This is a genomic window from Anaerococcus lactolyticus ATCC 51172 (assembly GCF_000156575.1).
In the GTDB taxonomy this organism is placed as follows: Bacteria; Bacillota; Clostridia; order Tissierellales; family Peptoniphilaceae; genus Anaerococcus; species Anaerococcus lactolyticus.
In genome coordinates, this window is record NZ_GG666045.1 from 30,751 (window position 1) to 44,742 (window position 13,992).

Below are 13,992 nucleotides of genomic sequence, written 5' to 3' on the forward strand. Positions count from 1 at the left end.
GAAATTTAGAAAGATATATTTAATTCATTAAAAGGATGTTGTATTGTTCTTCTTGATTCTTTTAATTAAAAAATTTCTTTATTTTTTTAAAGTTGTTTTGACAAAAGTGATAGATTTAAAATGGTGGAAATTTAGTTATGAATTACTCAGTATTAGTAGTAGAAGATGATGAAAGTATTTTAGATTTAATAGAGATATATCTAGAAAATGAAAATTATATTATAAAAAAGGCAACATGTTCAGAGGAAGCAATTAGATATATTAAGGAAGAAGAATTTGATTTAGCGATTTTAGATATTATGTTACCTGATAAAGATGGATATTATTTATGCAAAAAGATTAGAGAGTCTTTTAATTATCCAATTATTATGCTTACATCAAAAGATGATGAGTCAAGTAAAATTAAGGGCTTAACCTTTGGAGCGGATGATTATGTAACTAAACCATTTTTACCTGGAGAGTTAGTTGCTAGAGTAAAGGCTCAATTAAGAAGATACAATAATTATAATTTAAAAACTAAAGAAGGTACAGGAAATATTTTAACTTATCAAAATGTGGATTTAAATATCAAATCAAGAGAAGTTTTAGTTGATGGACAGGAAATTGATTTAACTCCTATTGAATTTATTATTTTAAAATCATTACTAGAGAAAAAATCTGAAGTACTAGGATCCGAAGATTTATTCTATAAAATATATCCGGATGAATATTATATAAAAAACAATACGGTTTCAGTTCATATTAGGCATATTAGAGAAAAATTAGGAGAAAAAAATAATATAATAACAACTGTTTGGGGGGTAGGTTATAAGATTGGATAAAGATAAATACTTTGAAAGTATTCTGAAAAAGCTGATAAAAGAAATTGCTATATTTTTAATTATAGTTTTAAGTTGTATGCTTGCAATAGATAGCAATATTTTTAGATTTAATAATGAAATACACGAATTTTTTGTTAATAGATTGGATCTGATTTTTTTTGTTATTTTATTATTGGGGATATTAATTATTATAATAAAAGAATTTTCAAAATTAGAGAAAGATTATATTGACTTATGCAAAAAAATAGACGATTTGGATGAGAATGTTGTTAGTTTCCCGACTCCTTATAAAACTTTAGAAGATTCCATAAATAGATTAAAATTTAAACAAAAAGAGATAGAATATACGCTTAAAAAAAGAGAAAATGAAGATAATGATTTAATCACCTACTTAGCACATGACTTAAGAACTCCTTTGACATCTATCATTGGATATTTATCAATGCTCGATGAAATGAAAGACTTGCCTAATAAGCAAAGAGAGAAATATATTAGACAATTATTAGAAACAGCATTAGGATTAGAAGATCTTATAAACCAATTTTTTGAAATTGCTAGATTAAATAATGGTGAATTTAGTATTCATAAAGAAAAAATTGATTTAGAATATTTTTTAATACAATTAAGAGATGAGCTTTATCCTATGATGAAAGAGAATAATCATAAGATAAATATCTCAAGTGAAGGCTCAATATTTGTAAATGTCGATCCAAATAAAATGAAAAGAGCCTTAGAGAATATTTTAAAAAATGCAATCTTATATTCTTATGCAAATACAGAGATAAAAGTTAAAATATATCAAACGTATAAGTGTGTAATATTAAAAATTATTAACAAGGCCGATACACTAGAAGAAGCGCAGATAAGAAATATGTTTAACAAATTTACTAGATTAAATCTAGCAAGAAATTCAAAAAAAGTGGGATCTGGCTTAGGTTTACCTATCGCAAAAGAAATTATTGAATTACATGAGGGTAAGATAGAGGTAGAAAGTTCTAATAATGAAGTTATTGTCATTGTAAGATTAAAAAATAAATGAGGATTACACCTTAATTATGTATAAAACTACATAATTAAGGTGTTTTTTTATTTTTTAAAAAATAGCATAAAAATCTAGTTATCCGCATAAAAACTGGACTTATCACACTTTATCAAGGTCAAAACCACTCAATTTACTACTAATTTACTACTTATGAATGAGCTTTGATACGACGATTTATCCTTGAAAAGTGAAGATATAAAGATACTTCCAATAAAATTTGAATATTTAATAGGTAGACACTTCAAAAAATGAGGTGTCTATTTTTTTACCCGATTTTGAAAGGAAGTGAACTTATGAAAACAAAAAATCAAGAATCAAAAGGTCGTTCCCCACTCTTTAAGACCATCAAACATTCATTCAGCCAATAAAAAAGAAAGGATAGGTAAAAATATGGAACTTAAATTTGTGATTCCCAACATGGAAAAAACATTCGGCAATTTAGAATTTGCTGGCGAGGATAAAGTCGTTCAGCGAAGAATCAACGGACGGCTAACTGTCTTATCAAGAAGCTATAATCTCTATTCTGATGTTCAAAGAGCAGATGATATTGTGGTGGTGCTTCCTGCTGAAGCTGGCGAAAAACATTTCGGCTTTGAGGAACGTGTGAAGTTAGTCAATCCACGTATTACCGCAGAGGGCTACAAAATCGGCACTCGTGGTTTTACAAATTACCTTTTACATGCTGACGACATGATAAAAGAATAAAGAAAGAGAGGAAAAATGATGAGATTAGCAAATGGCATTGTATTAGATAAAGACACGACTTTTGGAGAATTGAAATTCTCTGCTCTACGTCGTGAAGTGAGAATCCAAAATGAAGACGGGTCGGTTTCAGATGAAATCAAGGAACGTACCTATGACTTAAAATCCAAAGGACAAGGACGCATGATTCAAGTAAGTATTCCTGCCAGCGTGCCTTTGAAAGAGTTTGATTATAACGCACGGGTGGAACTTATCAATCCCATTGCGGACACCGTTGCTACTGCCACCTATCAAGGAGCAGATGTTGACTGGTATATCAAGGCAGACGATATTGTGCTGACAAAGGATTCTAGTTCATTCAAAGCTCAACCACAAGCAAAGAAAGAACCGACACAAGACAAATAGTCGCTAGGTAGAAAGGAGACTTTTTCGCATGAAACAGCGTGGTAAAAGGATTCGCCCATCTGGTAAAGATTTAGTCTTTCATTTTACGATAGCGTCACTCCTGCCTGTTTTCCTGCTGGTTGTCGGACTGTTTCATGTGAAGACAATCCAGCAGATCAACTGGCAGGATTTTAACCTATCACAAGCAGATAAGATTGACATTCCCTATTTAATTATCAGTTTCAGTGTCGCAATTCTTATCTGCTTGCTGGTAGCGTTTGTATTCAAACGGGTTCGCTATGATACGGTTAAACAACTTTACCACCGTCAAAAACTGGCAAAGATGATACTTGAAAACAAGTGGTATGAATCTGAACAGGTCAAAACAGAGGGTTTCTTTAAAGATAGTGCTGGTCGTACAAAGGAAAAGATAACCTACTTCCCTAAAATGTATTATCGACTTAAAAATGGCTTGATACAGATACGGGTGGAAATCACGCTGGGAAAATATCAAGACCAACTCTTACACTTGGAAAAGAAATTAGAGAGTGGCTTGTACTGTGAGCTGACGGATAAAGAGTTAAAGGATTCCTATGTGGAATATACTTTGCTCTATGACACCATAGCCAGTCGTATTTCTATTGATGAAGTAGAAGCTAAAGATGGTAAACTTCGCTTAATGAAAAACGTATGGTGGGAATATGATAAGCTCCCTCATATGTTGATTGCTGGTGGTACAGGTGGCGGTAAAACTTACTTTATACTGACACTGATTGAAGCCTTGCTTCATACAGATTCAAAACTGTATATTCTTGACCCGAAAAATGCTGACCTTGCGGACTTAGGTTCTGTGATGGCAAATGTCTACTATAGAAAAGAAGACTTGCTTTCTTGCATTGAAACATTCTATGAAGAAATGATGAAACGTAGTGAGGAAATGAAGCAGATGAAGAACTATAAGACTGGCAAAAATTATGCTTACTTAGGTCTCCCGGCACACTTCTTAATCTTTGATGAATACGTCGCTTTCATGGAAATGCTGGGAACAAAAGAAAACACCGCAGTTATGAATAAGCTGAAACAGATTGTCATGTTAGGTCGTCAAGCTGGCTTCTTTCTAATACTGGCTTGTCAACGTCCAGACGCAAAATATTTAGGCGACGGAATCCGTGATCAGTTTAATTTCAGAGTGGCTTTAGGTCGTATGTCTGAAATGGGCTATGGCATGATGTTTGGCAGTGACGTACAAAAGGATTTCTTCTTAAAGCGAATCAAAGGTCGTGGCTATGTTGATGTAGGAACAAGTGTCATATCAGAGTTTTATACTCCCCTTGTACCAAAAGGATATGATTTCTTGGAGGAAATTAAAAAGTTATCCAACAGCAGACAGTCCACGCAGGCGACGTGCGAAGCGGAAGTCGCAGGTGTGGACTGATCTTGCTGGCTGGTGTGGCAATAGCCACGCCAGCACTTAACCCCCCGTATCTAACAGGGGGGTACAAATCGACAGGAAACAGTCAAAAAAACATTAGAAAATCCTTTGGTTACAAGGGATTTACAAAATTTCAGCGTATGTCAAATGGGCTTTAAAAGTTGACATACGCCTTTTTGATTGGAGGGATTTTTACTGAATGAACAAACTTGGTTACAGCATTTAAAAGAAAAACGCTTGGCTTATGGACTATCTCAAAACCGTTTAGCTGTTGCGACTGGTATTACAAGGCAGTATCTAAGCGATATTGAAACAGGAAAAGTCAAGCCATCAGAGGATTTACAGCAGTCCCTTTGGGAAGCTCTGGAACGCTTCAATCCCGACGCTCCCCTTGAAATGCTGTTTGATTATGTAAGGATTCGCTTTCCGACAACAGACGTACAGCAGGTGGTCGAAAACATCTTACAACTGAAACTGTCCTATTTTCTTCATGAGGACTATGGTTTCTATTCTTATTCAGAGCATTATGCTTTAGGCGACATATTCGTCCTTTGCTCCCATGAACTGGACAAAGGAGTTCTGGTGGAATTGAAAGGTCGTGGGTGCAGACAATTTGAAAGCTATCTTCTGGCACAACAAAGAAGCTGGTATGAGTTCTTTATGGACGTTTTGGTGGCTGGCGGTGTGATGAAACGCCTTGACCTTGCCATTAACGATAAGACAGGGATTTTGAATATCCCTGTACTCACTGAAAAGTGCCAACAGGAAGAATGTATCTCCGTCTTCCGCAGTTTTAAAAGCTATCGCAGTGGCGAACTGGTACGCAAAGAGGAAAAGGAATGTATGGGAAACACCCTCTATATCGGTTCATTACAAAGTGAAGTTTATTTCTGTATCTATGAAAAGGACTACGAGCAGTACAAGAAAAATGATATTCCCATTGAAGACGCAGAAGTAAAAAACCGTTTTGAGATTCGATTGAAAAATGAGCGTGCCTATTATGCAGTCCGTGATTTACTCGTCTATGACAATCCAGAGCATACCGCCTTTAAAATTATCAATCGGTATATCCGTTTTGTAGATAAAGACGATTCCAAACCTCGTTCTGATTGGAAACTGAATGAAGAATGGGCTTGGTTTATTGGGAACAATCGTGAACGATTAAAACTAACCACAAAACCAGAGCCTTACTCCTTCCAAAGGACGCTGAACTGGCTATCTCATCAAGTTGCCCCGACCTTAAAGGTTGCGATTAAACTTGATGAAATCAACCAGACGCAGGTTGTAAAAGACATTCTCGACCATGCGAAACTGACAGACCGACACAAGCAGATTTTGAAGCAACAGTCAGTAAAAGAACAGGACGTGATAACAACAAAAAAATAACTCAAATACAAATTCATTGAATATAGAGAGGAGAACATTTTTATGAATTTTGGACAAAACCTTTATAACTGGTTTCTATCAAACGCTCAATCACTGGTGCTTTTAGCAATCGTTGTGATTGGCTTGTATCTTGGCTTCAAGCGTGAGTTTAGCAAACTGATTGGCTTTTTAATTATTGCGATTATTGCGGTTGGCTTAGTCTTCAACGCTGCTGGAGTAAAAGACATTTTACTAGAGCTATTCAATCGCATTATTGGTGCTTAAATAAAACCGTTCTTTTGTGGAATATAAGTGGTTTTCTTATGTTCCGCAAAGGAATGGTACACCAAACGAAGTGCGGTAGGGATTTTTGAATCTCTACAAAGAAAGGACGTGAATATATGGACGATATGCAAGTCTATATTGCGAATTTAGGCAAATACAATGAGGGCGAATTGGTCGGTGCGTGGTTTACCTTTCCCATTGACTTTGAGGAAGTCAAAGAGAAAATCGGCTTGAATGATGAATATGAGGAATACGCCATTCATGACTACGAGTTACCCTTTACGGTTGACGAATACACTTCCATTGGCGAACTCAATCGACTATGGGAAATGGTATCGGAATTACCCGAAGAATTACAATCGGAGCTATCTGCTCTGCTCACTCATTTTTCAAGCATTGAAGAACTAAGCGAACATCAAGAGGATATTATCATTCATTCCGATTGTGATGATATGTATGACGTGGCACGCTACTACATTGAAGAAACGGGTGCTTTAGGCGAAGTACCAGCTAGTCTTCAAAACTATATTGATTATCAAGCCTATGGTCGGGATTTAGACCTTTCAGGAACGTTTATCTCAACCAATCATGGGATTTTTGAAATCGTCTATTAAATCTGTCGGTACATTACTACTGGCAGATTTTCTATTTTACGGGGTGGCTCAATCAGCTACCCCTATTTTTTATGAAAGGATTGATTACATGAAGAAAATACGAAGCTATACCAGTATCTGGTCTGTGGAAAAGGTACTGTATTCTATCAATGATTTTAGACTTCCGTTTCCCATAACCTTTACGCAAATGACATGGTTTGTCGTGTCACTCTTTTCAGTGATGATACTTGGCAACTTGCCCCCTCTTTCCATGATAGAGGGAGCATTTCTCAAATACTTTGGGATTCCTGTGGCTTTCACATGGTTTATGTCTACAAAAACTTTTGATGGTAAAAAGCCTTATGGATTTTTGAAGTCTGTCATTGCTTATGCACTGCGACCAAAGCTGACCTATGCAGGAAAAAAAGTAACGCTTGGCAGAAACCAGCCACAAGAAGCCATTACAGCAGTTAGGAGTGAATTTTATGGCATATCCAATTAAATACATTGAAAACAATCTCGTCTGGAATAAAGACGGGGAATGTTATGCTTACTATGAGCTTGTTCCTTACAATTACTCATTTCTAAGTCCAGAACAGAAAATACAAGTGCATGATTCTTTCAGACAGCTTATCGCACAAAATCGTGATGGCAAAATTCATGCTTTACAAATCAGTACAGAATCCAGCATACGTTCTGCACAAGAGCGTTCCAAAAATGAAGTCACTGGCAAGCTCAAAGCGGTTGCCTATGACAAAATCGACCAACAGACAGACGCTTTAATATCCATGATTGGCGAAAATCAAGTGAACTACCGTTTCTTTATCGGCTTTAAGTTGCTTCTCAACGATCAGGAGTTTTCTATGAAAAGTCTTACCGTTGAAGCAAAAAATGCTTTGTCTGATTTTGTCTATGATGTGAACCATAAGCTGATGGGCGATTTTGTTAGTATGAGTAATGATGAAATCCTGCGTTTTCAGAAGATGGAAAAGCTCTTAGAAAATAAAATCTCTCGTCGTTTCAAAATCCGCAGGTTAGATAAGGACGACTTCGGCTATCTGATTGAACACCTTTACGGACAGACAGGCACTGCCTATGAAGAGTATGAGTACCATCTATCAAAGAAAAAGCTGGATAATGAAACGCTGATTAAATACTATGACTTGATTAAGCCTACTCGCTGTTTGGTGGAAGAAAAACAGCGATATTTGAAAATCCAGCAGGAAGATGAAACCGTCTATGTAGCTTACTTTACCATTAACAGCATTGTCGGAGAACTGGACTTCCCGTCCTCTGAAATCTTCTACTACCAGCAACAGCAATTTACATTCCCGATTGATACGTCAATGAATGTGGAAATTGTAGCGAATCGTAAAGCCCTATCTACTGTCCGCAATAAAAAGAAAGAACTGAAAGACTTGGATAACCACGCTTGGCAAAGTGATAATGAAACCAGCTCCAATGTGGCGGAAGCTCTGGAAAGTGTGAATGAGCTGGAAACCAATTTAGACCAAAGCAAGGAATCTATGTACAAGCTGTCTTATGTGGTAAGGGTATCAGCAAATGATCTTGACGAACTCAAACGTCGTTGTAATGAAGTGAAAGATTTTTATGACGATTTAAGCGTAAAACTGGTACGACCATTTGGGGATATGCTCGGCTTACATGAAGAATTTTTACCTGCCAGCAAGCGTTATATGAATGATTATATTCAATACGTGACCTCTGATTTCCTCGCTGGTTTAGGTTTTGGTGCTACTCAAATGCTGGGGGAAAATGAGGGGATTTATGTTGGCTACAGCTTAGATACTGGACGCAATGTCTATCTGAAACCTGCTCTTGCCAGTCAAGGGGTTAAGGGTTCAGTAACCAATGCGTTAGCGTCGGCTTTTGTTGGTTCGCTGGGTGGTGGTAAATCCTTTGCGAATAACCTTATCGTCTATTATGCGGTGCTTTATGGGGCACAAGCAGTGATTGTAGACCCAAAAGCAGAACGTGGCAGATGGAAAGAAACCTTGCCAGAGATTTCCCATGAAATCAATATCGTCACTCTGACTTCTGATGAGAAAAACAAAGGCTTACTTGACCCTTATGTGATTATGAAAAATCCCAAAGATTCTGAATCACTGGCTATTGATATTCTGACATTCCTTACGGGGATTTCCTCTCGTGATGGGGAACGCTTCCCAATCCTTAGAAAAGCCATTCGTGCAGTAACCAATAGTGAAGTACGAGGGTTGATGAAAGTGATTGAGGAATTACGGGTTGAGAATACGCCACTAAGTACCAGTATAGCCGACCATATCGAAAGTTTTACAGACTATGACTTTGCACATTTATTATTCAGTAATGGTTATGTGGAGCAGTCTATCAGCTTAGAAAAACAACTGAACATTATACAGGTTGCGGACTTGGTACTTCCCGACAAGGAAACTTCCTTTGAGGAATATACCACTATGGAGCTTTTATCCGTTGCTATGCTGATTGTCATTAGTACCTTTGCTTTAGACTTTATCCATACAGACCGAAGCATTTTCAAGATTGTAGATTTAGACGAAGCATGGAGCTTTTTACAGGTAGCACAAGGAAAAACACTATCTATGAAGCTGGTTCGGGCTGGTCGTGCTATGAACGCTGGGGTATATTTCGTGACCCAAAATACAGACGACCTCTTAGATGAAAAACTGAAAAATAACCTCGGCTTAAAATTTGCATTTCGTTCCACTGACCTTAACGAGATTAAAAAGACCTTAGCCTTTTTTGGTGTAGACCCAGAGGACGAAAACAATCAGAAGCGATTGCGTGATTTGGAAAACGGGCAATGCCTTATCAGTGATTTATATGGTCGTGTCGGTGTGATACAGTTCCACCCTGTATTTGAAGAACTGCTCCATGCCTTTGATACCAGACCACCTGTGCGAAAAGAGGTGTAAATGTGAAACCATCAATAGTAAACAGAATAAAATCAAACTGGACGCTGAAACGTCTAGGTAAAGTGGCAATGACAGTGGCTTTCACACTTGTGATTGCCATTTTTCTTTTAGCCATGCTGGGAACGGTGGTTCAAGCTGCGGGCTTGGTAGATGATACGGTCAATGTGGCAAATGAATACAGCCGATACCCACTTGAAAACTATCAACTGGATTTTTATGTGGATAATAGCTGGGGCTGGCTTCCGTGGAACTGGTCGGACGGGATTGGAAAACAGGTCATGTATGGACTATATGCCATTACCAATTTTATTTGGACAATCAGTTTGTATGTTTCCAATGCGACAGGTTACTTAGTACAGGAAGCCTATTCCTTAGACTTCATTTCCGCTACAGCAGATTCCATTGGTAAGAATATGCAGACCTTAGCTGGTGTGAGTGCAAACGGATTTTCAACAGAGGGTTTCTATGTTGGATTCCTCTTACTCTTGATTTTGGTTCTTGGGGTTTATGTTGCCTATACGGGACTGATAAAGAGAGAAACCACAAAGGCAATTCATGCCATTATGAATTTTGTGCTGGTGTTTATCCTATCGGCTTCCTTTATTGCCTACGCTCCCGACTACATTAAAAAAATCAATGACTTTTCATCAGACATCAGTAATGCCAGTTTATCACTTGGCACGAAGATTGTCATGCCCCATTCCGATAGTCAAGGCAAGGACAGCGTGGACTTAATCAGAGATAGCCTGTTTTCCATACAGGTTCAGCAACCGTGGCTACTGCTTCAATACAACAGTTCAGACATTGAAAGTATCGGTATTGACCGTGTGGAAAGCCTGCTCTCCACCAGCCCAGATTCCAACAATGGCGAAGACAGAGAAAAAATTGTTGCGGAAGAAATTGAAGACAGAAGCAATACCAATCTAACCATTACAAAGACCATTAACCGTTTAGGTACAGTCTTCTTCCTATTTGTCTTCAATATTGGGATTTCCATATTTGTATTCCTATTAACAGGAATCATGATTTTCTCGCAGGTACTTTTTATCATCTATGCTATGTTTCTGCCTGTGAGCTTTATTTTAAGCATGATTCCATCATTTGATGGTATGTCAAAACGAGCCATAACAAAGCTCTTTAATACCATTTTGACACGAGCTGGAATCACATTGATTATTACGACAGCATTTAGTATTTCAACCATGCTCTATACCTTATCGGCTGGTTATCCGTTCTTTTTGATTGCTTTTCTACAGATTGTGACCTTTGCAGGAATCTACTTCAAGCTGGGCGATTTAATGAGTATGTTTTCTCTACAGAGTAACGATTCTCAAAGTGTGGGAAGTCGTGTGATGAGAAAACCTCGTATGCTTATGCACGCTCACATGCACCGTCTACAGCGGAAACTTGGACGTTCCATGACTACTCTAGGGGCTGGGTCTGCCATTGTTACAGGTAAAAAAGGACAGTCGGGTTCGGGGAGTTCTGCAAGGACACAAGCAGATCACTCCCGACCAGACGGAAAGGAAAAATCAACACTTGGAAAACGTATCGGTCAAACCATCGGTACAGTAGCTGATACCAAAGACAGAATGGTAGACACTGCTAGTGGTTTGAAAGAACAGGTTAAAGATTTGCCGACCAATGCAAGATATGCAGTATATCAAGGAAAATCCAAAGTAAAAGAGAATGTCCGTGATTTAACCAGTAGTATTTCTCAAACCAAAGCGGACAGAGCCAGTGGACGCAAGGAACAGCAGGAACAAAGGCGAAAAACCATTGCGAAGCGTCGCTCTGAAATGGAACAGGTCAAACAGAAAAAACAGCCTGCTTCTTCTGTTCATGAAAGACCGACTACAAGACAAGAACAATATCATGATGAACAGACCTCAAAACAGTCTAATATTCAGACTTCATATAAGGAATCTCAACAAGCCAAACAAGAGCGTCCAGCAGTTAAGTCCGATTTTTCAAGTCCAAAAGTGGAACGCCAAGGCAATACCGTTCAAGAAAAAACCGTTCAAAAGCCAGCAACTTCAACCACTACAGCAGATAGAACTTCACAACGTCCAATCACAAAAGAACGTCCGTCTACTGTTCAAAGAGTACCACTACAAAATACAAGAAGTAGACCACCAATCAAAACCGCCACCATTAAGAAAGTCGGTAAGAAACCATGAAGTTGAAAACTTTAGTGATTGGTGGTTCTGGATTATTCTTGATGGTCTTCTCACTGCTTCTGTTTGTTGCCATTTTATTTTCAGATGAACAGGACAGCGGAATTTCCAATATTCATTATGGAGGTGTGAATGTTTCCGCAGAAGTGCTGGCTCATAAGCCTATGGTAGAAAAATATGCCAAAGAATATGGCGTTGAAGAATATGTCAACATACTTCTTGCGATTATACAGGTGGAATCGGGCGGTACTGCGGAAGATGTTATGCAGTCCTCGGAATCCCTCGGTCTTCCACCTAATTCATTGAGTACAGAAGAATCCATTAAGCAAGGTGTGAAGTATTTCAGTGAATTATTAGCCAGTAGCGAAAGGCTCAGTGTAGATTTAGAATCGGTTATCCAGTCCTACAATTATGGTGGTGGTTTCTTAGGGTATGTGGCTAATCGTGGAAATAAATATACCTTTGAACTGGCTCAAAGTTTCTCAAAAGAGTATTCAGGTGGCGAAAAAGTGTCTTACCCCAATCCCATAGCCATACCTATCAATGGGGGCTGGCGATACAACTATGGCAATATGTTTTATGTGCAACTGGTAACGCAGTATCTTGTCACAACAGAGTTTGATGATGATACGGTACAAGCCATCATGGACGAAGCACTGAAATATGAGGGCTGGCGATACGTTTACGGTGGAGCTTCCCCGACTACTTCTTTTGATTGTAGCGGACTGACACAATGGACGTATGGAAAAGCTGGAATTAACTTACCACGAACCGCACAACAGCAATATGATGTGACCCAGCATATCCCACTATCGGAAGCACAAGCTGGCGATTTGGTTTTCTTTCATTCTACCTATAACGCTGGCTCTTATATTACTCATGTTGGGATATACCTTGGCAATAACCGTATGTTTCATGCAGGCGACCCAATCGGTTATGCCGACTTAACAAGCCCCTACTGGCAACAGCATTTAGTGGGAGCAGGACGAATCAAACAATGAGAAAGGAAGATTTAATGATGAAATTTAGAAAAAATCAGAATAAAGAAAAACAGATACCAAAGGAAAAGAAACCTCGTGTCTACTATAAGGTCAATCCTCATAAAAAGGTTGTGATTGCCTTGTGGGTACTTTTAGGGCTTAGTTTCAGCTTTGCGATATTCAAGCACTTTACAGCTATAGATACTCATACTATTCACGAAACAACTATCATAGAAAAGGAATACGTTGATACTCATCATGTAGAAAATTTTGTAGAGAACTTTGCGAAAGTCTACTATTCATGGGAGCAATCCGATAAGTCCATTGATAATCGAATGGAAAGTCTAAAAGGCTATCTGACAGATGAACTTCAAGCTCTCAATGTTGATACAGTACGCAAAGATATTCCTGTATCGTCTTCTGTAAGAGGATTTCAGATATGGACGGTAGAGCCAACTGGCGACAATGAGTTTAATGTAACCTACAGTGTAGACCAGCTCATTACAGAGGGAGAAAATACAAAGACCGTCCACTCTGCTTATATAGTGAGTGTCTATGTAGATGGTTCTGGAAATATGGTACTGGTTAAGAATCCGACCATTACCAACATACCTAAGAAATCAAGTTATAAACCAAAAGCCATTGAAAGTGAGGGGACGGTTGATTCCATTACAACCAATGAAATCAATGAGTTTTTAACGACGTTCTTCAAGCTCTATCCTACAGCGACAGCCAGTGAACTTTCCTACTATGTGAATGACGGGATATTAAAACCAATCGGAAAAGAGTACATCTTTCAAGAACTGGTAAATCCTATTCACAATCGTAAGGATAATCAAGTCACGGTATCGCTGACAGTGGAGTATATCGACCAGCAGACCAAAGCAACGCAGGTATCTCAATTTGATTTGGTACTTGAAAAGAACGGGAGTAATTGGAAGATTATAGAATAACAAATATTGGTACATTATTACAGCTATTTTGTAATCACGTACTCTCTTTGATAAAAAATTGGAGATTCCTTTACAAATATGCTCTTACGTGCTATTATTTAAGTATCTATTTAAAAGGAGTTAATAAATATGCGGCAAGGTATTCTTAAATAAACTGTCAATTTGATAGTGGGAACAAATAATTGGATGTCCTTTTTTAGGAGGGCTTAGTTTTTTGTACCCAGTTTAAGAATACCTTTATCATGTGATTCTAAAGTATCCGGAGAATATCTGTATGCTTTGTATGCCTATGGTTATGCATAAAAATCCCAGTGATAAGAGTATT

General features: G+C 37.9%; 14 protein-coding genes. All 14 read left to right on the forward strand.

Going from position 1 to position 13,992, the window contains the following annotated elements:
* Window positions 1–137 precede the first annotated feature (137 nt).
* Window positions 138–821 (forward strand): response regulator transcription factor, encoded by a 684-nt coding sequence (locus HMPREF0072_RS02675; protein WP_004816327.1) that lies wholly within the window; start codon window positions 138–140, stop codon window positions 819–821.
* Complete coding sequence (locus HMPREF0072_RS02680) at window positions 814–1,860, forward strand: sensor histidine kinase (RefSeq protein WP_004816329.1); 1,047 nt, start codon at window positions 814–816, stop codon at window positions 1,858–1,860. The genes HMPREF0072_RS02675 and HMPREF0072_RS02680 overlap by 8 nt, the downstream gene beginning before the upstream one ends.
* Before the next feature lie 393 nt (window positions 1,861–2,253).
* Window positions 2,254–2,568, forward strand: a complete 315-nt coding sequence (locus HMPREF0072_RS02685; protein WP_000420682.1) for a YdcP family protein — start codon at window positions 2,254–2,256, stop codon at window positions 2,566–2,568.
* Window positions 2,569–2,586: 18 nt separating this feature from the next.
* Window positions 2,587–2,970 (forward strand): YdcP family protein, encoded by a 384-nt coding sequence (locus HMPREF0072_RS02690; protein WP_001234286.1) that lies wholly within the window; start codon window positions 2,587–2,589, stop codon window positions 2,968–2,970.
* A 28-nt stretch (window positions 2,971–2,998) separates the two neighbouring features.
* Window positions 2,999–4,384 carry an FtsK/SpoIIIE domain-containing protein gene (locus HMPREF0072_RS02695; protein WP_000813488.1) on the forward strand — a complete coding sequence of 462 codons (1,386 nt, stop codon included), beginning with the start codon at window positions 2,999–3,001 and terminating at the stop codon, window positions 4,382–4,384.
* Between the two features lie 177 nt (window positions 4,385–4,561).
* On the forward strand, window positions 4,562–5,767 hold the full coding sequence (mobT, locus tag HMPREF0072_RS02700) for a MobT family relaxase (protein WP_000398284.1): 1,206 nt from the start codon (window positions 4,562–4,564) through the stop codon (window positions 5,765–5,767).
* A gap of 42 nt (window positions 5,768–5,809) precedes the next feature.
* Entirely contained in the window at window positions 5,810–6,031 is a 222-nt protein-coding gene (locus HMPREF0072_RS02705; RefSeq protein WP_001009056.1) for a hypothetical protein, read from the forward strand.
* A gap of 116 nt (window positions 6,032–6,147) precedes the next feature.
* Window positions 6,148–6,645, forward strand: a complete 498-nt coding sequence (locus tag HMPREF0072_RS02710; RefSeq protein WP_000342539.1) for an antirestriction protein ArdA — start codon at window positions 6,148–6,150, stop codon at window positions 6,643–6,645.
* 88 nt (window positions 6,646–6,733) lie between these two features.
* Complete coding sequence (locus HMPREF0072_RS02715) at window positions 6,734–7,126, forward strand: conjugal transfer protein (RefSeq protein ID WP_248601162.1); 393 nt, start codon at window positions 6,734–6,736, stop codon at window positions 7,124–7,126.
* The gene (gene tcpF / locus HMPREF0072_RS02720) at window positions 7,110–9,557 is read left to right on the forward strand and encodes a conjugal transfer ATPase TcpF (RefSeq protein ID WP_000331160.1); all 2,448 of its coding nucleotides are present in this window, start codon (window positions 7,110–7,112) and stop codon (window positions 9,555–9,557) included. The genes HMPREF0072_RS02715 and tcpF overlap by 17 nt, the downstream gene beginning before the upstream one ends.
* Before the next feature lie 2 nt (window positions 9,558–9,559).
* Window positions 9,560–11,737, forward strand: coding sequence for a CD3337/EF1877 family mobilome membrane protein (locus tag HMPREF0072_RS02725; protein WP_000804748.1), 2,178 nt, complete (start codon window positions 9,560–9,562; stop codon window positions 11,735–11,737).
* The gene (locus HMPREF0072_RS02730) at window positions 11,734–12,735 is read left to right on the forward strand and encodes a bifunctional lytic transglycosylase/C40 family peptidase (RefSeq protein ID WP_000769868.1); all 1,002 of its coding nucleotides are present in this window, start codon (window positions 11,734–11,736) and stop codon (window positions 12,733–12,735) included. Before HMPREF0072_RS02725 ends, HMPREF0072_RS02730 begins: the two co-directional genes overlap by 4 nt.
* 14 nt (window positions 12,736–12,749) lie before the next feature.
* A complete protein-coding gene (locus HMPREF0072_RS02735) occupies window positions 12,750–13,667 on the forward strand; it encodes a conjugal transfer protein (protein WP_000975335.1) in 918 nt (305 codons plus the stop codon).
* A gap of 274 nt (window positions 13,668–13,941) precedes the next feature.
* Window positions 13,942–13,992: hypothetical protein (locus HMPREF0072_RS12805; RefSeq protein WP_114365327.1), on the forward strand; the 51-nt coding region annotated here is incomplete at its 3' end.